Genomic DNA, 26431 nt, shown 5'->3' with positions numbered 1-26431 from the left:
ACCCCACTTGTTACTCTTGCCTTTTATCTCTTCCCCAAACCCTAAAATCAACCAAAAGTCAAGGCTTTGCCGCGCACGGTGTCGTCAAATTGGCCGCGATTGTAAACAACTTGGCCGCCGACCACGGTCATGACAGGCCATCCGGTTAAATTCCAGCCCTCATAGGGACTCCAGCCGCATTTGGTTTGCAGTTCTTCGCGCAAGACGGGGCGATATTCGTTCAAATCGACGAGGACGAGATCGGCATCGTAGCCGACGGCGATTTGACCTTTATTGGGAATTTTGTAAGCTTTGGCGGGGGCGGCGGACATCCAGCGAGCGACTTGGGCGACGGTACAGCGTCCTTGCATGGCTTGGGTGAGCATCAAGGGTAAAGAGGTTTCGACGCCCGGCATTCCCGAGGGGGTGTTGGGATAGCCTTTAGCTTTTTCTTCGAGGGTATGGGGGGCGTGGTCGGTGGCGATGAAGTCGATGACGCCATCGAGGAGGGCTTTCCAGAGAACCTCGTTATCGTGGGGCGATCGCAACGGCGGATTCATCTGGGCGAGGGTGCCTATTTTCTCGTAAGCGCTGGTATTGAGTAACAGATGTTGGGGGGTGACTTCGGCGGTGACCCAACTGGGTTTATCTTGGCGCAGAAGTTCGGCTTCTTCGGCGGTGGACATGTGGAGGATATGCAGGCGTCGCCGATATTTTTTGGAGAGGCGCAGGGCGCGTTGGGTGGCGATCAGGGCTGCTTGGTTGTCTTGAATTTCCGAATGGGCGGCGGGGTCGGTGCGATCGCGAAACTCGGCCCGACGCTGTTCGATGCGATCGCGGTCTTCGGCGTGAACGGCAATCAGGCGATCGCCCTCGGCAAAAATCGCCTCGATCTGCTCGTCGGTCGCCACGAGTAAATCGCCTTTCATCGACCCCATAAAAATTTTAATCCCCGGTGTGGGATTGGCTTCGCGCAAGTCCGGCAAATTCTCCGGCGTGGCGCCGATAAAAAAACCGTAATTGACCAAACATTTCTCGGACGCCAGTTTGAGTTTGTCGTCGAGAATGGCTTGCGTAATCGTCAACGGGCGGGTGTTGGGCATTTCCAGAAAGGACGTGACGCCGCCTCTAGCACAAGCTCGGGTGGCGGTGGTGAGGTCTTCTTTATATTCCAAACCCGGTTCGCGGAAATGAACTTGCGGGTCGATGACCCCGGGCAACAAAGTCAAGCCCCCGGCGTCAATGACTTGAGATGGGGCATCATCTTGTTCGGACAAGGTAATCTGGGGAGCAATCCGAACGATTTGCCCGCCACGGATTTCGACATCTCCGAGCAAATATTCACCGTCGGGCTGGAGGATGCGGGCATTGCGGATCAGTAAACAGGGATGACCACTCATAACTAAGCTTTGATTTCAAATCGTACACGGCGATCGTTCGGCATTCTGGCGGGAAAAGGGCTGAAGTTTTTTCATTGGGGAAAACTTTCCCGAGGATTGCCAAAAAATGTTGACTATTTTAAAGTTAAAATACAACGACTGTCAACATTCCGTGTCAGTTTGTTCAAAATTCTCAAGAGTTTTCGCGATTCGTTCTCGTCTGGGCGGTTGGACTGGAAAAAACGTTAATATCAAAGGGTAAGCCTCTCAAATCCAACCCCATAAACCGGAGTTTGGTTATCGTAACAGTTATCTTTCATTACTATTTACCCTATGACTCGCGCGCAGGAACCCGTGTCCGATTCTAAATTGCATTCCGGCGATCGCGCAGACGCCGAATCCCGTCAAGAAAATCCCTGGATAGAGGGACTCAAAACGATTGGCTTGAGTGCGGTTTTAGCGTTAGGAATCCGCCATTTCGTGGCTGAAGCTCGCTACATCCCTTCAGGTTCGATGCTTCCGACGCTCCAGATTAACGATCGCCTGATCGTAGATAAACTGGTTTATCGCTTCAAAGAACCTCAACGGGGTGACATTATCGTTTTTTCGCCGACCGAAGCGCTGCAACGACAAAATTTTAAGGACGCCTTCATCAAACGGGTGATCGGGTTACCGGGAGAAACCATAGAAGTCAAGGGCGGGCGGGTTTACGTCAACGATCGCCCCTTGCGCGAAAGCTATATCGAAGACCGTCCCAATTACCAATACGGCCCGGTGACCGTCCCGGACGATTCCTATTTAGTCCTCGGCGACAATCGCAATAACAGTTACGACAGTCATTATTGGGGTTTCGTCCCGCAAGATCGGATTATCGGTCGGGCGGCGGTTCGCTTCTGGCCCCCCAATCGTCTCGGGGGTCTCGACCCACAACCCCTGTATCCGGTCACTCCCTCCGTTACTCCCTAAATCGGAGCGCTTGTCGCGAGTAACCGTGCGATCGCCGTTGCGGTCGGTTGCGCGGTTGGTTCGTTCGAGTTTGAGGGCGTTCGCCGCTTGTTTGAGCGCTCAAGTCGGCACTGTTAAAATGCTGAAAATTTATCTTAAATCGGGCGATCGCGCGATCGAGGAGATGGTTTTGCTTTCAAGATCGCCTCAAAATTATTGTAATTTATTGTAATTTATTGTACTTATCGAACGGCGATCGGCCTTAGCATTAGAAAGCAGATAGGTGACCATGCTAAGTTTTAAACGGCGATCGTTGTGGCGGAGTGATTTGAGATTGTGAGTGTAGAAGGCAATTGCCAATTCTCCCTCCCCGTCTTTTGTGAGGGGAGTTATCAAGATTTGCGTTTGGAGTCTAATCTCGGAGAATTACCCCTTTTTTATTTTGAAGTTCAACTCAGTTTGAACTGTGCGGATATTTTACCGTTATTTGAAAAATACCCATTATTACCCGGCGTTGTTTTAAGAGATAGCGATCGCTTTTTTGGCATGATTTCTCGCCAGCGATTGTTAGAATTCTTAATTCGTCCCCGAGGAATGGAATTATTTTTAAATTCTCCCTTAGAAGTCATTTACAGCTACGCGCGAACTGACTTATTACTGTTGCACGAAACCATGCCGATTGTCGAAGTGGCGCGCTTGGCGTTGCGGCGATCGCCCGAATTACTCGGGGAACCGATCGTGGTGGAAATGAAATCGGGAAAATATAAACTCCTCAACATTCACGAACTCAATATCGCTTATTGGCAAATTCGCGGAATCGAAACTCAACTACGATTCGAGCGCGTCCAAGCGCAAATGATCCAAAGTGAAAAAATGGCGAGTTTGGGTCGCTTGGTCGATGGTGTGGCTCACGAAATCCTCGATCCGGTAGGCTTTATCTGGGGAAATTTAACCTATATCGATAACTACAGCACGGCATTAATTGAAATTATCGAAGCTTACGAAGCCCATATCGGCGAACCCGTCCCCGAAATCGAAGCGTTAAAAGTAGACTTAGAATTTGATTTTTTAAAAGAAGATTTACCCCATTCTCTCGACAGTATTAAAAATGGGGCGCAACGCTTAAAAACTCTGGCGACCAGTTTGCAAAACTTCTGTCATATCGATGAGGTGTTTCCGAAACCTGCCGATTTACACTCCTGTATCGATAGCGTTTTGTTATTATTGCAAAGCCGCGTAAGTGGTGAAATTGAAGTGGTCAAAAACTACGGTCATTTACCGCCGATCCACTGTTACGCCAGCCAACTGAGCCAAGTTTTTATGAATATTCTCAGTAACGCGATCGATGCGTTGCTCAATCAGGAGATCGATCGCGAGTTTACCTCGAAGTTTCAAGGGACCCAAAAACTCAGCCAATCGGCGCGCAAATCGCGGATTGAAATCACGACCCAATTGCGATCGCCGGATGAAAACGAGAGCAAACAACCGCAACCGCGTTGGGTGACGATTCAGATCGCCGATAACGGTCCGGGAATGTCGCCGGACACCTTGGAGGCGACGGTCGAATCGTTTTCGGTGCAACGGCGTGCCCAAAAAGAAACCAGTTTGGCGGTGTCTTACTGGATCGTGACCGCGCGTCATGGCGGACGGTTTAGCTTGCGATCGCAGTTGGGAGAGGGGACCGAGTTCGAGATTTTATTGCCTGCATTTTGACCCGGTAAAATCTCAACGGGATAAGGCGGGTTGCTGGCGTTCTACTAAGGTGACGAAGTTAGACAAGATTTGCAAACCCAAATCCGAGGATTTTTCCGGGTGGAATTGTACCGCCATCAAGTTGTCCCGGGCGATCGCGGCAGTGACCGTTTGGCTGCCGTGGGTGACCGTGGCGGCTCTCACTTCAGGGTTGATGGGATCTACGTAGTAAGAATGCACGAAGTATACCCAAGGGTGGGCGGGTAAATTCTGCCAGAGGGGTATCTCGGGTTGGGTGAAGTCGAGTTGATTCCAGCCCATGTGAGGCACTGTCAAGCCGGGTTCGGATCGGAAACGGCGAACCGTACCGGGGATAATGCCCAAACCGGGTTCTTTGCCTTCTTCGCTACCGTCGAAGAGGATTTGCAAGCCGAGACAGACGCCGAGGAAGGGCTTACCGGAGACGATCGCCTCTTTGACGACGCCGACGAGATCGCGCGATCGCAAGTGTTGGATGGCGGGATCGAAGGCGCCGACCCCGGGGAGAAGTACCGCGTCCGCCCGGGCGATCGTGTCGGCGTCCTCGGCGATCTGGGCCGTCGCCCCGGCATTTTCCAAGCCTTTGCACACCGAGTGCAAGTTTCCCATGTCGTAATCTACAACGGCGATAACTGGCATTGCCCCATCCTTATGCGTGCGAACATCGATCGAAGAGGTCACGAAAATTTGGTAGAATTTCGTGAGATCGGGCGCGATCGCGACTCCGAACCTCCTTATTGTACGCGATCGAAGCGTTGAGAGTTGACAGTTTAGATTTTAGAGTCGAGATGTTAGAGGGGAGAGTTGGGGAGTCGAGAGTGTAGATTTTAAAGGGCGATCTGGCAATGACTCGAACGGTTTTGCTGACTTCGTTTACCACCTGGTTACCCCACCAACGTTCTAATGCTTCAGACGACTTGTTGCATTATTTAAGCCGCGATCGCGCACTGTCACAAAACGCTCATTTTTTGAGAAAACTACCCGTCGATTTTCACTTAGCCCCCCAACGGGCGATCGCCGCGATCGAACACCTGCAACCGGAGGCGATCGTCTGTTGCGGAATGGCAGAAACTCGGCAAAAACTCACCCTAGAATCTCGGGCCCGCTATGGCGATCGCACCGTCAACAATCCCCTCGATCTCGATCGCCTCGTCCACGGCTTACAGTGGACTGAAATCAGTCACGATGCGGGACAATTCGTCTGCGAACGGCTGTATTATTCCGTTCTCGATTATCTCCACCACCGACAGAAAGCCACCGTCGGCGCGATCGCGGTTCGACCCGACCCCGTAAAGCATGACAACCCTCGCCGTTGCTTGTTCGTCCACGTTCCGCCCCTCAATCGCGAGAATCTCACCGCGATCGCGCAAGATTTTGTAACAATTTTGCAGCGCCTCTAATCCCCCGGTAACATCGGACACTCGGCGATCGCCCTTCGCGAAAACCCTGCCCGGGCGATCGGCTCGATCCGTCCATTTCACAAGGCAAAACCACAGCCACTCTTTCACAAAATCCGCCGCATTCAACCCCGTTCTCCCTCGCCAAAACTGCACATTTCTCCCCGACAACCAGCAATTTGTAATCTTTGTAACAACTATTACCGCCTTCCACTGACACGATTTATAAATACTCCCAACCCATACCCTTTATAGACCTTACCAACATCGGGCCGTGCGATTTGACAACTACGATCCAGGGGATTTTTACGACGAACTGTTCGTTACCAAGGGTCAACCCCGTCCCTACACCACCCCTTTAATTGAAAAAATTAATTCCCTTTCCGAAGGCGAACTGGTGCAACGCCAACAAGCGGCGCAAGTTGCCATGTTCAAAATGGGAATCACCTTCAGCGTCTACGGAGACAGCGAAGGAACCGAACGGATTTTCCCCTTCGACCTGATTCCGCGCATCGTCGCCGCACAAGAATGGCAAGAACTCGACCGAGGACTGAAACAAAGGATTCATACCCTCAATCTGTTTATTGCCGATATCTACGGCGAACAGAAAATTATTAAAGACGGGATTATTCCTCAAGATATTATTTATTCCGCCAAAGGCTTTCTCAAACCCTGCATGGGTTTAAAACCACCGGGGGATATCTGGTGTCACATCACTGGAACCGACTTGGTACGGGATAAAAATGGCCAGTGGTACGTATTAGAAGATAACCTGCGCTGTCCTTCTGGGGTTTCCTACGTTCTGGAAAACCGACGGGTGATGAAAAGCACCTTTTCTCAAGTGTTCCGAACGATGGACATCCAACCCGTAGACGAATATCCCTCGCACTTACTCGAAACCTTACTCAATATCGCCCCTCCCCATTTACCCGATCCGACGGTGGTGGTATTAACCCCGGGAATCTACAATTCGGCTTATTTCGAGCATTCTTTCCTCGCCCAACAGATGGGGGTCGAACTGGTCGAAGGGCGGGATTTAGTCGTCGCCGACGGCTACTTGCAGATGCGAACGACGAAAGGCTTGCAGCGTGTCGATGTCGTCTATCGCCGCATTGACGACGATTTTATCGATCCGAAGGTGTTTCGGTCGGACTCGATGCTGGGGGTTCCGGGACTGACGGAAGTTTACCGCGCCGGACGGGTCGGAATTGCCAATGCGTTAGGAACGGGGGTGGCGGACGATAAGGTGATTTACGCTTACGTTCCGGAAATGATTCGCTACTATCTCGGGGAAGAGCAGATTTTACCGAACGTTCCGACATATATGTGTTGGGAACCGAAGCAACTGGAATATGTGTTGGCGAATCTCGATAAGTTGGTGGTCAAGGCGGCGAACGAATCGGGCGGTTATGGAATGTTGGTGGGAACCCAAGCCACGCCGTCAGAACGGGAGGAGTTTGCGGAAAAAATTAAGGCCAATCCGCGCAATTATATCGCCCAACCGACGTTATGTTTGTCGCGGGTTCCGACGTTATTAAACGGTCAGTTTGAAGGATGTCACGTCGATTTGCGCCCTTATATTCTTTACGGACAGGATATTTATGTGAATCCGGGAGGGTTGACCCGGGTTGCCCTCAAACGGGGTTCTTTGGTGGTCAATTCTTCTCAAGGGGGAGGGAGTAAGGATACTTGGGTGTTGACTCGGTGAAGTGGTGAAGTTTAGATTTTAGATTTTAGATTTTAGATTGTTCTAATTTCTAATTTCTAATTTCTAAAGTCTCGTGATTGGCGGTTAGGATGTTTGTTTTTGGGGGAGCAAGATGCCCGCACCGCCCAGTTAAAATTGGCTGGGATGGCGATCGCCGATCGCTCGTTTCTGAGAAGCTGGCGGGCAGGGTGATTGTCCCACAGGATGGTCAATTTTTTGCTTAGATTTATAGTTTTAAGTTATCAGATAAGATCATGCTCAGTCGTGTTGCGGATTCAATTTACTGGCTCAATCGTTATGTAGAACGAGTTGAAAATATTGCTCGTTTTATTGATGCCAATCTTAATTTAATTCTGGATTCTCCGGCGGGAATGGATCAGCAGTGGGAACCGTTAATCGCGGTGACGGGAGATTTAAAACTGTTTCAAGAGAAATATGGAGAGTTTACGGCGGAAAATGTCATTCAATTTTTGACATTCGATCGCGACTACAATAACTCAATTTTGTCTTGTTTGCGATCGGCGAGGGAGAACGCGCGATCGGTGCGAGAAATTATTTCCTCGGAAATGTGGGAACAAATCAATGCGTTCTACATGATGGTCACCGATGCTTGTCCGGGGAAACCTCTTGCGGCGTTACACGAATTTTTCGCGGAGGTGAAGTTATCGAGTCACCTGTTTGCGGGAATTATGGATGCGACGATGACCCACAATGAGGGATGGCATTTCGGACAGATAGGCCGCTTGATCGAACGGGCGGATAAAACATCGCGCATTTTGGATGTGAAATATTTTATTTTGTTGCCGTCGGTGCAAGATGTGGGGACGACGTTGGATGAGATTCAATGGATGTCGTTATTGCGGTCGGCGAGTGCGTATGAAATGTATCGCAAACGCCAACATCGGATTACGCCGAAGGCGGTGGCGGATTTCTTGATTTTAGATGCGAATTTCCCGCGATCGATTCGCTTTTGTTTGATTTCGGCGGAACAGTCTTTGCATCAAATTACGGGAACGCCTTTAGGAACGTGGCGCGATCCGGTGGAAAGGACTTTGGGACGGTTGCGATCGGAAATGGATTATCTGACCGTCGATGAGGTGATGGATACGGGATTGCACGAGTTTCTCAATGGCTTGCAAGAGCAACTCAATCAGGTGGGTGAGAAGATTTTTGCGACCTATTTCGCGCTCAATCCGGTGGAAGACAGGGGAGAAAACTGGACGCCGATCGCCCGTCTGAGCAAGCAAACGCAAACCTTGTTGAGATAATACAAGAGTATTGTCTCCCAAAGTTTTTGACAGACGATCGTGCGTTACGAAATTATCCACACGACGAGTTACGCTTACAACCGGGCAGTCATGTTCGATCCGCACGTTCTGCGCTTGCGATCGCGCAATGATTGCACGCAAATGTTGCACGATTTTCACTTGCAGATCGCCCCGGAACCGATCCGGATCTCGGAGATTATCGATCTCGAAGGAAACGATCTGGTCAAGGTTTGGTTCGACCGAACGAGCGATCGCCTCGAATTTACGGTGAAATCTCAGGTAGAAACGTTTCGCCGAGATCCGTTTAATTTTCTACTCGAACCGTGGGCGGTTCGTTTACCCATCGACTATCCGGAACCGTTGCGAACTCAACTGCACTGCTACTTGCATCCCTTGGGTACTCCCAGTACGGTCGATCCGGTGGTGGCGCAACTGGCCCACGAAATTTGGCAGGATGTGGCGGGAAGTACGACGGCGTTTGTCTGCGAACTCAACGAACGCCTGCATGAAAATTGCCGCCACCAGGTGCGCGAAACGGGACCGCCTCTCGATGCGAGTGTGACGTGGACCCAAAAACAGGGCAGTTGTCGGGATGTGGCGGTTTTGTTTATCGAAACCTGTCGGGTGATGGGATTGGCGGCGCGGTTCGTCAGTGGGTACCAACAGGGAAATCCGAATTGGAAGCGGCGCCACCTGCACGCTTGGGTAGAGGTGTATTTTCCCGGCGCGGGATGGCGCGGTTACGATCCGACCCAAGGGATGGCGGTGGGCGATCGCCACGTGGCGTTAGTCGCCAGTGCGATTCCGAAACAGGCGGCGCCGATTTCCGGGACGTTTCGCGGGAGTGCGGTGCGATCGCAGATGAACGCCCATTTATCGATTAAGGTTCTCGACGGGGACGGCGACGACGAGGTTCGCGCGTCGGATTCGTTGAATTTACACCAAGCGACGGAACGGGAAATTTACGAAATTCTGCATTCTAAAGGAACGGCGAAAAAAGAGATTCAGGCGGCGATCGCCGCGATCGCCTACTGGCAGGACGGCGATCGCGAACTGACGTGGAAAAACTTAAAACAGTCCACTAAATCCGGCAAACATAAAGTGAAAGGTTTTGGCAAAAAAACCTACAAACTCTTACAAGAACTTGCCTTTTTGCGCGAGGCGTGAGGGCGATCGCCGCGAATCGGTTCAATCGATGTTCAATCGATTAAAATATCTTCCTCCGACTCGTAATATTCCCACTCAATATCCGGCATGTCGTCAAATGCCTTTTTGACGTAAGTTTCCCATAACTTGCGGATTTTCGCTAAATAGGGATCGCCCAAGCGCAAGCGCAATTGATGGCGGATACTAAAAGAATCTTTTTCGTACATCACCAAATCGATCGGCGGACCGACAGAAATATTCGATTTCATCGTCGAATCGATCGAGAGTAAAGCGCATTTCGCCGCCGCCTCCAAGGGGGTATCGAAATTGAGAGTTCGATCTAAAATAGGCTTGCCGTATTTAGTCTCGCCAATTTGTAAAAACGTCGTTTCTTTGGTGGTGTGAATGTAGTTTCCTTGGGTGTAAATCAGGTAAAGTTTCGCTTCTTCCCCGTGAAGTTGTCCGCCTAAAAGAAAGCTGCATCGGGCATCAATGCTATCGCGTTCCAACCAGGAGCGATCGCGATCTTGCACTTCTCTCAGTTTGTTGCCGACATAACGGGCGATTCCTTCCATACTGTCGATAGTATGTAAGTTATGGTCCTCCTTAAACTTGAGGTCTTTCTCTAACGCGGTAATCACCGCTTGGGTAATCGACAAGTTCCCCGACGTACATAAAACGACTACCCGATTGCCCGATGCGGAAAAATCGAACAACTTTTGATAAGTCGAAATATAATCGACTCCGGCATTGGTTCGAGAGTCCGCCGCCATTACTAATCCGAAGCGAGTCACGATCCCGAGACAATACGTCATAACAGCTTACTGAGAGAGCAACCTTAAATTTTAAGTCCTCAAAGTTTATCAAACAAAAGGCATTGAAAAGATGAGCTAGTGAACTTCTCGACCATAAGGGACGACCGACGCATCACCTTTTCAGCCTTTCCGAGTCGATCGCCTAAGACCCGCCGACGCCCCACTCTAAAAAGGCGGCGGATTCCACGTGGGAGGTCTGCGGGAAGAAATCGGCAGGTTGTACCGTCGTCAAGCGATAGCCGCCCTCGCAGAGAATTTTGAGGTCGCGGGCGAGGGTGGCGGGTTTGCAACTGATGTAGACCAGTTGACGGGGGCGCAGTTCGAGTAAACCTTCGAGGACGGCGCGATCGCAGCCCTTGCGCGGGGGATCCAACAGCACCAGATCCGGAGGCCGATCTCCGGTCAAGCCCAAGGATTCCGGTTGCGACAGTAAGGTTTCTACGGCGCCTTGATAAAACTCGACATTACTCAAGCCGTTGAGTTCGGCATTGGCGCGGGCGCAGGCGATCGAGGCGTCGCTGACTTCCAAACCGATCGCCCGTCGAACCCGTTTTGCCAAGGGTAAAGTAAACGTACCGATCCCGCAATAGGCATCGATCGCCAGTTCGTCGCCGCGCAAATTCAGCCGTTCGAGGACGCGATCGAATAACGCTTCAGCCGTTTCCGTATTGACCTGAAAAAACGTATCCGCCCGAACCTGGAGTTTGACCCCGGCAAACTGTTCGGTCAAAGCATCCCGTCCGCTCACCGTGCGGGTTTCGTTGCCCAAAATGGCATTCGTTCGCCGGGGATTGCGATTGAGACAGACGCCGACGAGGGAGGGATAGCGATCGCGCCACTGCTGCGCCTGAGCTTCGATCTCGGGAACCTCCCAATCGGTCACCACCAAGGTTAACAAGATTTCCCCCGTTCGCCGACCGATTTGCAAGGACAGGTGACGCAACAGACCGCGATGGGTTTGGCTGTTGTAAATCGACCAGCCCCGATCTTGGATATCTTGCTTGACTTGGGCTAAAAGCGGATTGAGGCGCGGATCTTGTACCGGACATTGGTTTAAATTGACCAGGCGGTGACTGCCTTTGCGGTAATAGCCCGCTTGTACGCGCCCTTGGGACGACACCGAGAGGGGATAGGTCGCTTTGTTGCGATAACCCAAAGGGGACGGGGATTCGCCGTCGGTGTGGGGGACGAGAACGGGTTCTACGGGAGGGTTGGGAATGCCGCCAATGCGGGCGATCGCCTCCCGAACCAGTTGGCGTTTGGTTTCGAGTTGGAATTCGTAAGCGACATGCTGCCACTGACAGCCCCCGCATTTATCCGCGACGATACAACGGGGACGGGTACGGCGATCGGAGGGTTCGATCGGGCGGTGAAGTTGACCTCGGGCAAAATTGGGCTTGACGTGGACGAGACGGACTTCGGCGCGATCGCCCGTCACCGTATCGGGAACGAAGACGACCCGCGATCCCCAACGCCCTACCCCTTCCGAGGTGTCGCTGAGATCGACAATTTCGATCTCGATTAATTCTCCCTGTCGCCAGGAGTCGTCTTGAGAATGCGGACTTAAAGATGGCTGGTTCATTCTAGGTCGTTGAGGAGCGAGGGTTGAGGGTCTGAGGGTCTAAAGATGGGTTGCCCCGGCAATAAGTCTTTATTTGTGTTCCCCGAAATCGGTAAACTACAGGGGATAACTAATATTTTCCAATACCATGAGTGTAGTTAGCCAAGTTATTCTCAACGCTGACGACGAACTTCGTTATCCTAGCACTGGCGAACTCCAGAGCATAGTAGACTTTTTTCAAACCGGAGAACAACGGTTGCGCATTGCCACGACCCTGGCAGAAAACGAGAAGAAAATTGTCGATCGCGCCAGCAAGCAACTGTGGCAAAAACGTCCCGATTTCATCGCTCCCGGTGGAAATGCTTACGGGCAACGTCAACGGGCCCAATGCTTGCGCGATTATGGCTGGTATTTGCGTCTGGTGACCTACGGCGTTCTCGCTGGCGACAAGGAACCGATCGAAAAAATCGGTTTGGTCGGCGCCCGAGAAATGTACAACGCCCTCGGCGTTCCTCTCCCCGGGATGGTGGAAGCGATCCGGTGTTTGAAAGAAGCGTCTCTAGGGCTGTTGAGTGAAGATGATGCCGCCCAAGCTGCACCCTACTTTGACTACATCGCTCAAGGCATGTCCTAATTCATCGAGTGCGATCGGGTGCGATCCCACTCCCTAATCTTGTCAAACCCTCCAGCTTTGGGGCTGGGGGGTTTTGTGATTTTAGATTTTAGATTTTAGATTTTAGATGGAGAGGGCAACATTTTGCTGCTGACGCCTCAACTCCATTCTCCCCAGGGTTGTTAAGTTTTTAGACCCTTGGTTTTCACCCTTGGAGTTAGTGTTCCAAGCAGAGCGAACATGGTAGCCCGAGGATCGGCTCGCGATTCATCTCTCGCTTCAATCGAAGATTTGAAGTGGAGGCTGCTCGCCAGTTCTGCTAAAATAATATATGAACAAGATATTTTAAAGATATTTTCGGGTCTTTTTTTTTAATACAAAATACCAAAATCCTTGTATTGGTAAGGGCTAGATTATTCTTATTTTAAAAATAAAATGTAAATCTCGCACCTAAAATCAAAAAATTGATTAAATTCCATCTAATTGATTGCTTGTTTTATGATGAAGGTAATTAATGTTGAGAAGTTAAGATTTATCAATTATAATTTTATTGCAGAAGAGGAAATCATCATTGATATTCAAAGTAAATCTCAAGAATCTAGATATCCTCATTGTGGTAACAGCACAAATAAATTCCATCGAAACCATTGGTAGAGGTTAATAAATCTACCAACGAGTGGCTATTTAAATATTCAAAAATAAATTTTTCAGTGAAGAACTAGATTTCATCAAAAACAGGAAAAAAATATGATGCATTTTAATCAACCTAAAAGCCAGAAAAAAGATAGCATTTTTAGAGAAAAATAACCAAAAACTAATAGGTAAACACTTGTCATCTTTGGGATCGGAAATCTTAGAGCAAATAGAGTAAGTTAGTATGGATTTGTAGATTTCGGATAAAAATGTCATCGAAAAAATGCTGCCTAATGCACAAATAATAGCTGACTCATTTCAAGTCATAAATTTGGCCATAAATTCAGCAGGAAATTCAGCAGGAAATTTAGCCATTAAAAGGGATTCGATCGCCCGCCGTTCGATTCCCAACTGCCTAGAGGAGCGATCGCCATTATGGATATTTTAGAAAGCATTAAAATGTCGGTCACGACGTTAATCGCTAATAAAATGCGTAGCGGTTTGACCATGTTAGGTATTATTATCGGCAATGCCTCGGTGATTGCCACCGTCGGCGTGGGAGAAGGAGCGCAAAACTTTATTGCCAGCCAGTTAGAAGGACTCGGAACCAACGTGCTGTTCGTCGAACCGGGGAGTCCGGAAGCTGCCAATCGACCGGGACCGCGCCCCAAAACCCTCGTCTTTGCTGACGCCCAGGCGATCGCCTCTCAAGTCCCCTCCGTTAAAGGAGTCGCCCCGGAATTAACGGGCAGTGAATTAGTCAAAGTTGGCAATCAAAATCTGTCGGTGTTGGTCGTCGGAACGACCCCAGATTATCCGTCAGTACGCGGATTTGAACTCGGAACAGGTCGTTTTATTACCGCTTTGGATATCGAACGCAACAAAGCCGTCGTCGTCCTCGGATCTCAAGTTGCCGATGAATTATTCGATGAAAATCCATTAGGAAAACAGATTCGACTCAAAAATGTTTCTCTAGAAATTATCGGCGTCATGCAACCGAAAGGATCGTCATTCGGGACGAATTATGACGAAACGATCTTTTTACCGATTACGACTATGGCGAATCGCATTGTCGGACGAACTTCTCCCTATGGTTTAGAAGTGACGTATATTTCCGTAGCGGCGCGGGACGAAGGAAGTATGAATGCAGCGCAATTTCAAATTGAAAATTTATTGCGATTGCGCCATCAAATTACCGACGAAGATGATTTTACCGTCACCAACCAAAAGGATTTAATGCAGACGGTCGATGCGATTTCTGGGGCGTTAAAATTGATGTTGGGGGCGGTGGCGAGTATTTCCCTATTTGTCGGCGGGATTGGCATTATGAATATTATGTTAGTGTCGGTGACCGAACGGACTCAAGAAATTGGACTGCGAAAGGCGATCGGTGCTTCCCAACAAGATATTTTAATTCAGTTCACGATCGAATCGATTATTTTAGCGATCGCGGGGGGTTTGGTCGGAACGGCGATCGGTGTCAGTGGCGTCTTACTGGTCGCTGAATTTACCGCATTTAAAGCGGGAGTTTCTTGGGCTGCCATTTCGGTAGCCACCGGGGTTTCTGGCGGAATTGGCCTATTTTTCGGCATCGTTCCCGCCCGTCGCGCGGCTCAATTAGATCCGATTGTAGCGTTGAGAACAACTTAAGGGGGAAGTCGGGAATAAGCGGTTGTTCTTTTAAATATCTAACAGCCTAACCGCTTAGAGAAAAAGTAGACAGTTTTAGGGCGACGATCGCGATCGCTCTAAAATCCCCAATCTAAACTCTAAACTCTAAACTCTAAAATGACTCTAGAAACCGATCGCTCGCAAAGTTTTACGAATGGTAACGGTCACCGTCCATCCGAACATCAACCCGTCATTGTCCGACTTGAAAACATTTACAAAATTTACGGGACGGGAAATACGGAAGTGCGCGCCCTCAATGGGGTGTCTCTCAACGTTCACGAAGGCGAATATTGCTCGATTATGGGGCCTTCGGGGTCGGGAAAGTCTACGGCGATGAATATTATTGGCTGTTTGGACCGTCCGAGTGTGGGAAATTACTATCTCGACGGGGTGAGTGTGGCGCAGATGGATGAGGGGGATCTCGCGGCGATTCGCAATCGCAAACTCGGATTTGTTTTCCAGCAATTCCACTTATTAGCGCAATTGACGGCCCTGGAAAATGTGATGTTACCGATGGTTTATGCGGGAATTCCGACCCGGGAACGGCGCGATCGCGCGATCGCCGCCTTGACCCGAGTGGGGTTGGAAAATCGGCTGCACAACAAACCGAATCAGCTTTCTGGGGGACAGCAGCAACGGGTCGCCATCGCACGGGCGATCGTCAATCAACCTGTATTATTACTCGCCGACGAACCCACGGGCGCCTTGGACTCGAAAACCACCGAAGAAGTCATCGGGATTTTCTCCGAACTCAATCAAAGTGGAATGACCATCGTCATGGTGACTCACGAACCCGATGTCGCCAGCAAAACCCGGCGCATTGTTTGGTTTCGCGATGGCGAAGTCATCCACTCTCACCTCAAACCGGAAGACCTCCATCAAGTCGTAGGCTAACTTCCCGGCATAATATAAGCAAGATCGTCCCTTGACCTAACTGCGGACTTGCTAACCGCCATGAGCAATATTTTGCCTTGGATGCGCTCTCGTGGAGCCTATGTGCTCTTATTTGCGATCGCCGTTTTAACATCAGTGGTGCTGGCGCTTCCTGGCGAGACCCAACCCTATTTAGACACGACAGGTAACGAACCCGTCTTGCTCGATCGCGGTTGGGAATATCGTTGGGGGGATTCTCCCATCGACGAAACCGGGACGCCGCTTTGGACGCAATCGGAGGCGGATAAGGAAGCGTGGCACCCTTTAGAAGTCCCGGGAACCCTGACAAAACCGCCGGGAGTCGATCGCCTGTGGTTGCGTGTCGATGCGCCACCTTTACTGTGGAAAAATCCCAGTATTGATTTGCGCGGGGTGCCCAATATTTTAATGTTTTATCTCGACGATCGCGCGATCGAGCGCTTCACCGATTTCGATCGCTCCGGAGAAGTTAAGATCCTCGAATATTATTGGCCGATCGTTCCTTTACCGACGAACACCCAAGGCGATCGCTTCATTTTCCGCGTCGATATGACCGATCTCAACCGCTTGTTAGTCGGCGGTTACGGTGGAGTTGTCGTCGGATCCAATAAAGATTTAATTGCGCGCTTGATCAATCGCGAACTCGATCGCGTGGTTTTGGGCTTTTTCTTCGTCGTCGGCGGTCTTTTTTGTACGATCGCCTCGATTAAAAATAAAAACGAACAAATTGCTTATTTTTCCTTCGGTTTGTCGGCTTTGTGTATCGGCATTCACGTCTTAACCCACACACAAATTATTTTTCTGCTTTTCCCCCACCATCAAGTTTTATATACCCTGCGATCGATCGCCTTCTATTTAATCCCCATCGGTCCCTATTTATTTTTCGAGGTCATTTTTGGATCGGGACATCGCTCGATCGTCCGGCGAATGTGGCAGTTACACGCCGTTTACGCCGGGGTTGCGTTCCTCCTGACATCTATCGGCTTAGTCGAGTGGGAAATCACGCGCAATATCTTTTACTTATTGGCGATCGCCAGTATGTCCGTCCTGATTTTTACCAGCTTCAAAGTTGCCGCCAAAGGCAGCATCGAAGCTAAATTATTCACCGCAGGTTTTCTCGTAATGGCTTTATTTGCCATTCGCGATATTCTGCTCGAATTCAAACTTATTCCCGGCGATAAAGCCCTCTACTACTGGGGGATGTTCGTTTTTATCATCTTCCTCGAACTGATTTTAGAACGCCGTTTGAACGAAGCCAACCGCCGCTTACAAGCCTACTCCCAGGAATTAGAAGCCAAAAATGCCGCCTTGCAAGAAATGGACAAACTCAAAGACGAGTTTTTGGCCAATACTTCCCACGAATTGCGAACTCCACTCAACGGCATTATTGGCTTAGCCGAATCCACCATCGACGCGGCGGCGGGACAACTGAGTAAAACCCAAATGACCAACTTATCCATGATCGCCGCAAGCGGTCGTCGCTTGGCTCATTTAATTGACGATATTCTCGACTTTGCTAAACTCAAACATAAAAATATCGACCTCCACCTCACACCGATCGGCATGAGGGAAATGGTCGCCGTCGTTTTAACCATTTGTCAGCCGTTGGTCGGCAAAAAATCTCTGGAGTTAATTAATTCGATCGATGCCGATTTACCCCCGGTTTTGGCCGATGAGAATCGCGTGCAACAGATTCTTTATAATTTAGTGGGAAATGCGATTAAATTCACCGAAACCGGAGTGGTGGAAATTTCGGCCAGGGCGATCGCTCCCGAGGAAGAATATAATGCAGAATCAACGCAATTTTTGGCAGTCACGATCGCCGATACCGGAATCGGCATCCGTCCGGAACACCGCGATCGCATCTTTGAATCCTTCGAGCAAGGCGACGGCTCCACAGGCAGACAGTACGGCGGTGCGGGATTGGGATTGGCCGTGACCAAGCAACTCGTCGAACTCCACGGCGGGGCGATCGCCGTCAGCACGGAACTCGGTAAAGGCTCGCAATTTACGTTTACCTTGCCTATTTCTAACGAAACGGCTACCGCTCCGTCAGAAACCTGGGGAACCTATCGAGCAACTGTTGCTAAATTAGCAGAAACCACTAGCAGTTGGGGCGAAAATGGCAACGGCGCGATCGTTAATGCCAGTGGATCGAGCAATGGAAGCGCTAAAATTACCAGTAATGGTTCTGGAGATTTCAAAATCTTAATTGTCGATGACGAACCCGTCAATTTACAAGTTTTAGTCAATCATTTATCCCTACAACATTACTCGGTCACTCAAGCGACAAACGGACCGGACGCCTTGGCTATTATCGAGGAAGGCTTTAAACCGGATTTAATCGTTCTCGATGTCATGATGCCTCGGATGACCGGTTATGAAGTCTGCCAGAAAATCCGCGAAAAATTTGCCGCCACCCAACTCCCAGTCGTGATGTTGACCGCTAAAAATCAAGTGTCCGATCTGGTCGCGGGATTGAATGTCGGCGCTAACGATTATTTAGCGAAACCTGTTTCTAAAAACGAACTCCTCGCTCGGATTAAAACCCACATTCAATTAGCGAAAATTAATCTCGCTTACGGTCGCTTTGTCCCTCACGAGTTTCTCCAATTTTTAGAAAAAGAAAGTATCGTCAACGTCCAACTCGGCGATCAAGTGTTGAAAGAAATGACGGTGTTATTTTCCGATATTCGTTCGTTTACGACCCTTTCGGAAGGAATGACCCCGAAGGAGAATTTTGATTTCCTCAACGAGTATTTAAGTCGCGTCGGTCCGGTGATTCGCCAACATCAAGGGTTTATCGATAAATATATTGGCGATGCGGTGATGGCGTTATTTCCCAACACCCCGGAAGATGCCATTCAAGCGGCGATCGCCATGCAAGAAGCCGTGGTAAACTACAATCACGAACGCGAGCAGCATCATCGTCCGGCGATCGCGATCGGGATTGGCTTACACATGGGAAGCTTGATGTTAGGAACCATCGGCGAACACGAACGCATGGAAAGTACGGTGATCTCCGATGCAGTCAATCTCGCTTCTCGTTTGGAAGGCTTGACAAAGCTTTATGGAGCCTCGATTATTATTAGCGGCCAAATGCGCGATCGTCTTCCCAATCCCAATCAGTACAACACTCGCTTTTTAGGGAAGGTTCAAGTTAAAGGAAAAACCCAATCGGTTTCCGTGTTCGAGGTTTTCGATGGCGACCCGCCGGAACTTCGCCGTTTGAAGCTAGAAACTCGCCATATTTTCGAGCAAGCTCGTTTACTTTACGAAGCGCAAAATCTAGAAGAAGCTGAGGCAATGTTTCGCGAAGTTTTAGGGATTAATCCCCAAGATAAAGCCGCTTCCCTCTATATCAAACGCTGTCAACAATATCGCGAACAAGGATTTTCGGACGAGTGGGACGCCGTAGAAATGTTGAGCGAGAAAATGTAAGTCCCACCTCGAGCTATTCGTTCTCAAATCACTGCACCCTCGAGCATCTGCTCGCCGTCCCGTTTCCAGGATGAGGATGAAGTGAGAACGGTGCAGGTCGAGACGAGATGCACGCGCTCTTGTCTCCCCAACCCCTTCGCAGGCGGGGGTCGCGCGATCGCCTCCCCCGATATTTTAGGGAATCATTGCATCATCTAAAACTTGCCAAACCCTTATAAAACTGTACTTTTCCAATTTCACATCTAAAAATCTAAAATCTAAAATTTCCCTCCTCGTTCCCCAAATGTGGCAATCTTTAAAATTCTTAATGAAAATTCTCATCAAATCGGTCTAAGGTAACAAATTAGTGGAGATCTGTTTTTAGGCTCTCTTCGACCCCTAAGAGAACCACCGCCGTTCGTTTAAAGTTCGTAACTCTAAGAAACCGAATGAGTAGTAATTTAGCAACCAAATTGCGCGAAGGTACGAAAAAATCCCACACCATGGCAGAAAACGTGGGATTTATCAAGTGCTTTTTAAAAGGAACTGTCGAGAAAACCTCTTACCGGAATCTGGTGACGAATCTCTACTTCGTCTACACGGCGATGGAAGAAGAAATGGAACGTCACAAAGACCATCCGATTGTATCTAAAATCTACTTCCCCGAGCTCAACCGCAAGACGAGTTTGGAGAGTGATTTGGCGTACTACTACGGCAACAACTGGCGCGAGCAAGTGGCGCCCTCGGAAGCTGGAAAAGCTTACGTCCAACGGATTCGGGAAGTGTCGGAAACGGCGCCGGAATTCTTAGTAGCCCATTCCTACACCCGCTATCTCGGCGATCTCTCCGGCGGTCAAATCCTCAAAGGAATTGCCCAACGAGCGATGAATCTCCAAGATGGCGAAGGGACCGCCTTCTACGAGTTCGAGGAGATTTCTGACGAAAAAGGATTTAAAAACAAGTACCGTCAGGCGATGAACGACCTCGATATCGATGAAGCGACCGCCGATCGCATTGTCGAGGAAGCCAACGATGCATTTGGGTTGAACATGAACCTGTTCAAAGAACTCGAAGGCAGTTTGATTAAGGCGATCGGTCAGATGTTGTTCAATACCCTCACTCGCCGTCGCGGACGCGGCAGCACGGAATTGGCGACTGCCGAATAATGCCGGATCTCGCGCCAAATCTCGACGATCTGCGATTTGCTTTCAGCCTTGCTGTTGACTGGAAATCGTCGATCGCCGAGATTTTTGGCATTTAGCAGTTTTTTACAGCAATCCCGACTCTTCCTAGACCCCCCGAGGAATGATGCTCACCTTCAATCCATCCCGAGGGTGGGGCGTCGGAACCGCCACCAATTCTAAATCTTGATCCGGTAAAAGTTCCCAATCGTAATCGCGGCATAATAACGCTCCAAAAATCCGCATTTCTAACTTGGCAAACTCTTTCCCCAAACATTCGCGCAAACCGCCGCCAAAAGGAATGTAACCGAATAATTGTTTGCGTTCTTGTTCTCGTTCGGGGGAAAAGCGATCGGGGTCGAATGTTTCGGGATTTGGGTAAATGGACGCATCGTAGTGGGTGCGACCAATTTGATAGAGAACGAGCCAATTTTTCGGAATGGAATAGCCTTGAAATTCGCACGGCTCGATACATTCTCGAAAACCGCCGCCGACCGGGGGAACGAAACGCAAAACTTCTTTTAAAACTTGCTCTAAATAGGTCATTTGTTTGAGATCGTCGATCGCCAGTTCCGGGATTTCTCCCCAACGGTCTTGTTCTTGGCGCACGCGATCGCGCACTGCAGGATGTTGTGCCATTAACTTACAAAACGAGGCGATCGCCGATGTGAGCGTCTCGTGTCCGGCAAATAGCAATAACAACACCTGATCTTTGAGTTCGTCCAAACTCAAGCCGTTGCCTTCCTCATCGCGCGCCTGAATTAAAATCCCCAAGGCATCATTCCCCGGATCTTCCGCCGCCAAGCGCTTCTCGACGATCGCCTCGATCTGTTCGAGCATTCCGTCCCGCGCCTTTAACGCTTTGCCGAAGCGCGTCCACGGCAAGGAAATCGGCAAACTGAACAATCCCTCACACCACTGCTCGAACAAGTGAGCCAAGCGCGTTTGCGAACCGCCATCGGTTCCCACCAGCAACGTACTCGCCACGTCGAAAGTATAATTTCGCAGTTCCGGGTACCAGGTCAGGGTTCCCATGCGCGCCCACTTTTGTAAATATTCGCGGGTAATCCGTTCCATTGTGGGAACGTAACTCGCCAGCGCCCTCGGTTGAAACGCTTGGAACATCAAGCGCCGCCGTCCTTGATGAAATGCGCCGCTATTGGTCGCCAAAGAGGCCGGACCGAGCAAAGTTCGGGTACTGTGCGGCCAGGTGGCGACAAAATGTTGATGTTCGTGAGTAAAAATATATTGATTGGCATCCGCACTATAAATAAACACCGTCGGCTTGCCGAAAATATGACTTTTGAAGATCGATCCGTAGCGATGGTGGCGCTTGCTAGAGAAGTCGCGATCGCGCAAAAACGATAAAGTTTCCCCGACCCACGGCAATCCTAAATTTCCCGGCGGTAACGGTTTGGAGGGGGTGGTTTCGGTCGTCGTCATAGGATTTACTGGTGGTGGACTTGACAAATCGCAAATTGAGAATGGATCCGCAACACTCCAGTATTAACCCAGAATGCCTCGTTTTCGGCAGTCTCAATCTCGATCTGGTCGCCACGACCCCCCGCCTACCGCAACCGGGAGAAACGATAACGGGCGATCGCTTCTCGATGGTTCCCGGCGGAAAAGGGGCCAATCAAGCCGTTGCCGCCGCCCGATTGGGGGTTTCGACGGCGATCGTCGGGCGGGTCGGCGGCGATAATTTTGCCGAGATTCTGGTGGAAAGTCTACAAAGTGCGGAGGTACAAACCGATCGCCTCCTCAAAGATCCGGCGATCGGTTCCGGCGTTGCCATGATTACCGTGGAACAGAGCGGCGAAAACACGATCGCCGTCATTCCCGGGGCCAACGGACGGGTGGACGAAACCGACGTGGATCGCCTCGCCGAAGTTTTACCGACGGCGAAAGTGCTGCTATTGCAACTGGAAATCCCCCTAGCGGCGGTAGAAGCGGCGGCGAGGCGGGCGAAACAAGCGGGGGTGACGGTGATTCTCGATCCGGCCCCGGCGCGATCGGATTTACCGGACAGCCTTTATCCTTTGCTGGAGTGGATTACCCCTAACGAAACCGAAGCCAGCCAATTGACGGGAATTCGGGTACACGACCTGGAAACTGCACGGCAAGCGGCAATGGAGTTATGCCGTCGCGGTGTCGGTCGGGCGATCGTCAAGTTAGGGGCGAAAGGAGTGGTTTGCTGTCGGGAAGACGAGGCGATCGCGATCCCCGCGTTCCCGGTGGAGGCGGTGGACACGGTGGCGGCAGGGGATGCTTTCAATGGGGCGATCGCGGCGGCGATCGTCCGGAGTTTCTCGTTGAAAGATACCTTAATTTACGGTGCAGCCGCAGGGGCCTTGTCCGCCACCAAAGCAGGCGCCCAGCCCTCGTTACCCGATCGCCCCACCTTGGAAGCTTTTTTGAGGAAACGTTAGGAAAGAATTAGGCAGTAGAAAACTCAAAAGGCAACTGCCGAGAGCAAAACCCGGTAAGGCCCGCCCTTTCCTCAATTTAAACTCTAAACTCTAAACCCCCTTTCTGCGACTGCTCGCGATCGCCACTATCCCACTCGTCCGAATGCCGTATTTTGCCAGTACCCGGATCGCCTCGCGGCAGGTACTGCCAGAAGTATAAATATCGTCAAATAATAACACCCCTGCCGGGGGGGGTTGGCGTTGAAAGTCTTTACCGAGACTGAGAGCCCCCGCGAGTTCCGCTTGTCGCCGTTCCGGGGAGAGACCGAAAAGGGCTTGGGTTTGGCGCTGGCGGCTCAATCCGTGGGCTTGTAAAGGCAATCCGGTCAAGTCGCAAAAGTGACGGGCGAGCAGTTCGGCTTGGTTAAATCCCCGTGCTTTCAGTTTTTCCGGGTGCAAGGGAATCGGAACGACGGTGAGACGATCGCCCGGGACTAACGGGGAATCGAGCCAAGATTCGGCGATCGCGTGACCGAGGGGACGCGCCAGTTGGGGACGATCTTCGTACTTAAAGGCGGCGATCGCCCGTTTGAGGGTGCCGCCGTATTCTCCCCAGACGAATAAGGGCGGATTTTGCCGTCGGTATTGTTGCGATCGGGGAAACTGGGCGCGCTGCAACTGGCGATCGCACTGGTGACATAACACATTCGGCGTCGGGCGATCGCACAGGGGACAGTTTGATTTGAGAAATAAATCGAGAATCGCCCGCCATCCCCGTTGCCAACCACTCACGATCTGTCGATCTCCTGCTTCCGAACACTTACCCTATTTTCCCACGAACTCGACCCGATCCCTAAAAGCATTAATTGTCTCTATGCTATGATTTTTTTATATTTTCTTTAAGTTTTTAATCTTGAAATTGTTTATCTTAAATTTAGCGGTTTTCGTTGAAACCAAGCAACGAACGACTGTTTGCGGGAGTTGCTAAAACTGCGATCGCCATCCATTCCAAAAGCGATCGCCGTCCGTTCGGGGGGGTCGGGAAACGAGACGATCGCTCGATTGAAGGCAGTAGCCGCACCGGAGGCGATCGGCCACCAAAGGGTTAAGCTTTCAGATTAAAAACCATTTGTATACGCGCAAATTAATATAAGTATGATGTTCCGTTCGGACACGATCGACAATCCCCTCTACACGCTGGAGTGTATCGAGCAAGCACAACGGCAGATCGTCGGGGAAACCGCTTACGCTCTCGGCCACCTCGCGCGGCAAGGATTGCCCGTACTGCCGGGATTGGTGATTTCGGCGCGAAGCTTACGGGAGTTTTTAGAAGCTTACGACTGGGTAGAGCCCTTATTTGCCGAATTGCTCAATTCTTCCTTGCATCTCAATCTCGAAGATCCCCGTCAACTCCAGGCGATCGCCCGCCATATCCGAGGAGAACTGCTCGCCGCCGAGCTCCCCGCAACCTGGCTCGATCGCTGGGTCGAGGCGATCGCCACCCTCGGCAGCCCCACGGTCAAGCTTTCCCCGTCCCTGCACGTCCACGGCGATTGTGACAGTGGCGCCTTGGCGTTAAAAGCGTCAAGTTTGCTCGATAGCTACTACAGCCCCGTGCAACCGGAGGCGATCGCCCGGGGGATCCTCCAGACCTGGGCCGAGTTATTTCGCGCCCGCAATTTGTTTTACTGGCAGCGCGCCGGAATCCCACTCCAGTCCTTAGATTTAGCCATCCTCGTGCAAAGCGCAGACAACCCGATCGCCTCCGGAACGATCGCCGCGAGTCCGCAACAGTGGCAAATTGAAAGCACCTGGGGGTTGGGAATCGCCCTCGGACGCGACGACGTATTCGGCGATCGCGATCTCGTCGATCCCGAAACCGCTCAGATCCGCGATCGTCAACCCGGTCGCCACCGCATCGCCTACGAACTCGAACCCCAAACCCCCGGAGCCGAACGCGACGGCCAAGGGAAAATAGAGATCGTCGAGATCGAGCGTCCTCTCACCGATCGCCAACGCGATCGCTCCGTCCTCGATCCGAGTCAATTGCAAGGCGCAATCCGCCTCAGCCAACAACTGCGCGAGCAACTGGGGGATTACTTTCTCGCCCAATGGTTGCTCTATCCCGCTCGGGAAAAGGGTTCGAGCCAATTTTATCTGAGTCGAGCCGATCGTGCAGACGCCTCTCAACTCCCAGAAGCGCCGATCGCCGCACAACCGTCGCCAGCCCCCGCAGACAACGGGGCGGCGAACGAGCCAACCCAAAGCTGGCAAGGAATAGGGGCCGCTTCCGGTCGGGCGATCGCCCCGGCTTACCTGTGGGATGGCGATCGCGCCACTCACGACAGCATCCCTCCCGGCCATATTTTAGTCACCGAGGCGATCGCCCCAGAAAACTGCGCCGCCGTCAGCCAAGCGGCGGCGATTGTCACCGAACGCGGCGGGATCGCCAGCCACGCGGCGATCGTCGCCCGAGAATTGGGAATTCCCGCCGTCGTCGGCGTCCCCAACGTCACTCGCGCCATTACCCATGGGGAATTCTTACTCGTAGACGGAGATCGCGGCGCCGTCAGCCGACAGCCCCAACCGTCGCCAGACCCCACGGACGATCCGCCCCCGAATTTATCCAATTCTCGGCTGGAAAGTTTAGTTTATGCCAGCGATCGCGGCTTGTCCGTGTTTGAAGAACTGGTACCGAACAGCACCAAAATGCTCGTCAATCTCGGTTACGGGCGCCGGGTCGAACAACTGGCCCGCTTGCCCGTCGATGGCGTCGGCTTGGTGCGATCGGAACTGTTAGCGTGCGAGTTATCGCAAATGCCGAGTTGGGAATTATCCCGCGATCGCGCCGTCGGGATCGAAACCTTCGACAAAATCGCCAATTATCTGACTCAATTAGCCGAATTGTTTTATCCGCGACCAATTTTTTACCGTTCTCTCGACCTGCGATCGCGCCAAAGCGCCCCCAAACCCGTTCCCGCATCCACCCTTTCCCCGCCCTATTTAGACAACGGCGCCGCCACCCAAGGGGAGAGCGAAACCTTGGGCGTCCACGGTGCCTTTAGCTATTTAATCGATCCGGCGTTATTTGATTTAGAATTAGAAACTCTGGCACGCCTGCGACAACAGGGACAGCGCAACATTCATTTGATGTTACCCTTCGTGCGCTCCGTCGAAGAGTTCGTTTTCTGTCGTCGCCGGGTCAAACGCGCCGGACTCTACGACGGCAACGATTTTCAACTGTGGATTATGGCGGAAGTTCCCTCGTCGATCTTTCTCGTCCCCGAATACGTCCGTGCGGGCGTCCAGGGGATTTCGATCGGAACCAACGATTTGACCCAATTACTGCTCGCCGCCGATCGCGAACACCCGCAAATGGCGGCAGCTTTCGACGCCCGCCACAAAGCAGTCAAACGGGCGATTTATCAGTTGGTTTCGCAAGCCAAACAAGCGGGGATTCCTTGCTCGATTTGCGGCTTGGCGCCCGCACGCCACCCCGAGATCGTAGACGAGTTGGTGCGCTGGGGCATCGATTCGATTTCCGTCGAACCCGACGCGATCGAATCGACCTACCGCGCGATCGCCCGGGCCGAACGGCGCCTCGCGATCGACGCCGCCCGTCAACAGATTCCCCCGACTCAAATTTAGAAGAGGCCCGATTGAC

Annotated in this window: 21 protein-coding genes; 15 read left to right on the top strand and 6 right to left on the bottom strand. The window is 51.2% G+C overall.

The features are described from left to right. Window positions 1-47 precede the first annotated feature (47 nt). Entirely contained in the window at window positions 48-1379 is a 1332-nt protein-coding gene (locus JJD41_RS23795; protein WP_200670368.1) for a dihydroorotase, read from the bottom strand. A gap of 312 nt (window positions 1380-1691) precedes the next feature. On the opposite strand from JJD41_RS23795, the gene lepB reads away from it, so the two are divergent. The 3 genes from lepB (at window position 1692) to JJD41_RS23780 (ending at window position 4016) form a co-directional block, all read left to right on the top strand. Further along, window positions 1692-2324, top strand: coding sequence for a signal peptidase I (gene lepB / locus JJD41_RS23790; RefSeq protein WP_200670366.1), 633 nt, complete (start codon window positions 1692-1694; stop codon window positions 2322-2324). A 10-nt stretch (window positions 2325-2334) separates the two neighbouring features. Beyond that, the gene (locus JJD41_RS23785) at window positions 2335-2535 is read left to right on the top strand and encodes a hypothetical protein (RefSeq protein ID WP_200670364.1); all 201 of its coding nucleotides are present in this window, start codon (window positions 2335-2337) and stop codon (window positions 2533-2535) included. A 104-nt stretch (window positions 2536-2639) separates the two neighbouring features. After that, a complete protein-coding gene (locus JJD41_RS23780; protein WP_200670362.1) occupies window positions 2640-4016 on the top strand; it encodes a sensor histidine kinase in 1377 nt (458 codons plus the stop codon). Window positions 4017-4028: 12 nt separating this feature from the next. On the opposite strand, the gene hisH is transcribed toward JJD41_RS23780, so the two are convergent. Further along, complete coding sequence (gene hisH / locus JJD41_RS23775) at window positions 4029-4673, bottom strand: imidazole glycerol phosphate synthase subunit HisH (RefSeq protein ID WP_200670360.1); 645 nt, start codon at window positions 4671-4673, stop codon at window positions 4029-4031. Window positions 4674-4879: 206 nt separating this feature from the next. Here hisH and JJD41_RS23770 point away from each other — a divergent pair, with 206 nt between their 5' ends. The 4 genes from JJD41_RS23770 (at window position 4880) to JJD41_RS23755 (ending at window position 9574) form a co-directional block, all read left to right on the top strand. After that, window positions 4880-5434, top strand: coding sequence for a C15 family peptidase (locus tag JJD41_RS23770; RefSeq protein ID WP_200670358.1), 555 nt, complete (start codon window positions 4880-4882; stop codon window positions 5432-5434). Window positions 5435-5705: 271 nt separating this feature from the next. Further along, complete coding sequence (locus JJD41_RS23765) at window positions 5706-7139, top strand: circularly permuted type 2 ATP-grasp protein (protein WP_200670356.1); 1434 nt, start codon at window positions 5706-5708, stop codon at window positions 7137-7139. 254 nt (window positions 7140-7393) lie between these two features. After that, window positions 7394-8407 carry an alpha-E domain-containing protein gene (locus JJD41_RS23760; RefSeq protein ID WP_200670354.1) on the top strand — a complete coding sequence of 338 codons (1014 nt, stop codon included), beginning with the start codon at window positions 7394-7396 and terminating at the stop codon, window positions 8405-8407. A gap of 39 nt (window positions 8408-8446) precedes the next feature. Beyond that, window positions 8447-9574 carry a transglutaminase family protein gene (locus JJD41_RS23755; protein ID WP_200670352.1) on the top strand — a complete coding sequence of 376 codons (1128 nt, stop codon included), beginning with the start codon at window positions 8447-8449 and terminating at the stop codon, window positions 9572-9574. 32 nt (window positions 9575-9606) lie between these two features. Here the strand turns inward: JJD41_RS23755 and JJD41_RS23750 are convergent, their stop codons facing one another. Beyond that, window positions 9607-10368: a proteasome-type protease gene (locus JJD41_RS23750; RefSeq protein WP_168568383.1), complete on the bottom strand. Its 762-nt coding sequence runs from the start codon at window positions 10366-10368 to the stop codon at window positions 9607-9609. Window positions 10369-10510: 142 nt separating this feature from the next. Continuing rightward, entirely contained in the window at window positions 10511-11950 is a 1440-nt protein-coding gene (gene rlmD, locus JJD41_RS23745) for a 23S rRNA (uracil(1939)-C(5))-methyltransferase RlmD (protein WP_200670350.1), read from the bottom strand. Between the two features lie 127 nt (window positions 11951-12077). Here rlmD and apcD point away from each other — a divergent pair, with 127 nt between their 5' ends. The 5 genes from apcD to JJD41_RS23720 all read left to right on the top strand — a co-directional run bounded on the left by apcD (window position 12078) and on the right by JJD41_RS23720 (window position 20344). Beyond that, window positions 12078-12563, top strand: a complete 486-nt coding sequence (apcD, locus tag JJD41_RS23740; RefSeq protein ID WP_168568385.1) for an allophycocyanin subunit alpha-B — start codon at window positions 12078-12080, stop codon at window positions 12561-12563. A 1047-nt stretch (window positions 12564-13610) separates the two neighbouring features. Then, entirely contained in the window at window positions 13611-14825 is a 1215-nt protein-coding gene (locus JJD41_RS23735) for an ABC transporter permease (RefSeq protein WP_200670347.1), read from the top strand. 138 nt (window positions 14826-14963) lie between these two features. Then, window positions 14964-15740, top strand: a complete 777-nt coding sequence (locus JJD41_RS23730) for an ABC transporter ATP-binding protein (protein WP_200670345.1) — start codon at window positions 14964-14966, stop codon at window positions 15738-15740. 81 nt (window positions 15741-15821) lie between these two features. After that, window positions 15822-19199: a response regulator gene (locus tag JJD41_RS23725; protein WP_234489148.1), complete on the top strand. Its 3378-nt coding sequence runs from the start codon at window positions 15822-15824 to the stop codon at window positions 19197-19199. A 428-nt stretch (window positions 19200-19627) separates the two neighbouring features. Then, window positions 19628-20344, top strand: coding sequence for a biliverdin-producing heme oxygenase (locus JJD41_RS23720; protein WP_200670343.1), 717 nt, complete (start codon window positions 19628-19630; stop codon window positions 20342-20344). Between the two features lie 123 nt (window positions 20345-20467). Here JJD41_RS23720 and JJD41_RS23715 read toward each other — a convergent pair whose 3' ends face one another. Then, window positions 20468-21802: a cytochrome P450 gene (locus JJD41_RS23715; protein WP_200670341.1), complete on the bottom strand. Its 1335-nt coding sequence runs from the start codon at window positions 21800-21802 to the stop codon at window positions 20468-20470. A 41-nt stretch (window positions 21803-21843) separates the two neighbouring features. Here JJD41_RS23715 and rbsK point away from each other — a divergent pair, with 41 nt between their 5' ends. Continuing rightward, window positions 21844-22788: a ribokinase gene (rbsK, locus tag JJD41_RS23710; RefSeq protein ID WP_200670339.1), complete on the top strand. Its 945-nt coding sequence runs from the start codon at window positions 21844-21846 to the stop codon at window positions 22786-22788. Window positions 22789-22878: 90 nt separating this feature from the next. Here rbsK and JJD41_RS23705 read toward each other — a convergent pair whose 3' ends face one another. Then, window positions 22879-23559: a ComF family protein gene (locus tag JJD41_RS23705; protein WP_200670337.1), complete on the bottom strand. Its 681-nt coding sequence runs from the start codon at window positions 23557-23559 to the stop codon at window positions 22879-22881. A 155-nt stretch (window positions 23560-23714) separates the two neighbouring features. On the opposite strand from JJD41_RS23705, the gene JJD41_RS23700 reads away from it, so the two are divergent. Then, window positions 23715-23876: a hypothetical protein gene (locus JJD41_RS23700; protein ID WP_200670335.1), complete on the top strand. Its 162-nt coding sequence runs from the start codon at window positions 23715-23717 to the stop codon at window positions 23874-23876. Window positions 23877-23922: 46 nt separating this feature from the next. Continuing rightward, complete coding sequence (locus tag JJD41_RS23695; RefSeq protein WP_234489147.1) at window positions 23923-26415, top strand: putative PEP-binding protein; 2493 nt, start codon at window positions 23923-23925, stop codon at window positions 26413-26415. Window positions 26416-26431: the final 16 nt, after the last annotated feature.

The sequence above is a fragment of the Oxynema mangrovii CENA135 genome, assembly GCF_016632315.1.
Taxonomy (GTDB): Bacteria; Cyanobacteriota; Cyanobacteriia; order Cyanobacteriales; family Laspinemataceae; genus Oxynema; species Oxynema aestuarii.
Note: the sequence above shows the minus strand (reverse complement) of the source record. Positions and strands in the feature narration are given on the sequence as shown.

Coding starts and splice junctions, on each gene's coding strand:
- JJD41_RS23795 (WP_200670368.1), bottom strand. CDS start 1,379: ATGAGTGGTCATCCCTGTTTACTGATCCGCAATGCCCGCATCCTCCAG.
- lepB (WP_200670366.1), top strand. CDS start 1,692: ATGACTCGCGCGCAGGAACCCGTGTCCGATTCTAAATTGCATTCCGGC.
- hisH (WP_200670360.1), bottom strand. CDS start 4,673: ATGCCAGTTATCGCCGTTGTAGATTACGACATGGGAAACTTGCACTCG.
- JJD41_RS23770 (WP_200670358.1), top strand. CDS start 4,880: ATGACTCGAACGGTTTTGCTGACTTCGTTTACCACCTGGTTACCCCAC.
- JJD41_RS23760 (WP_200670354.1), top strand. CDS start 7,394: ATGCTCAGTCGTGTTGCGGATTCAATTTACTGGCTCAATCGTTATGTA.
- JJD41_RS23750 (WP_168568383.1), bottom strand. CDS start 10,368: ATGACGTATTGTCTCGGGATCGTGACTCGCTTCGGATTAGTAATGGCG.
- rlmD (WP_200670350.1), bottom strand. CDS start 11,950: ATGAACCAGCCATCTTTAAGTCCGCATTCTCAAGACGACTCCTGGCGA.
- apcD (WP_168568385.1), top strand. CDS start 12,078: ATGAGTGTAGTTAGCCAAGTTATTCTCAACGCTGACGACGAACTTCGT.
- JJD41_RS23735 (WP_200670347.1), top strand. CDS start 13,611: ATGGATATTTTAGAAAGCATTAAAATGTCGGTCACGACGTTAATCGCT.
- JJD41_RS23730 (WP_200670345.1), top strand. CDS start 14,964: ATGACTCTAGAAACCGATCGCTCGCAAAGTTTTACGAATGGTAACGGT.
- JJD41_RS23725 (WP_234489148.1), top strand. CDS start 15,822: ATGCGCTCTCGTGGAGCCTATGTGCTCTTATTTGCGATCGCCGTTTTA.
- JJD41_RS23720 (WP_200670343.1), top strand. CDS start 19,628: ATGAGTAGTAATTTAGCAACCAAATTGCGCGAAGGTACGAAAAAATCC.
- JJD41_RS23715 (WP_200670341.1), bottom strand. CDS start 21,802: ATGACGACGACCGAAACCACCCCCTCCAAACCGTTACCGCCGGGAAAT.
- rbsK (WP_200670339.1), top strand. CDS start 21,844: ATGGATCCGCAACACTCCAGTATTAACCCAGAATGCCTCGTTTTCGGC.
- JJD41_RS23695 (WP_234489147.1), top strand. CDS start 23,923: ATGATGTTCCGTTCGGACACGATCGACAATCCCCTCTACACGCTGGAG.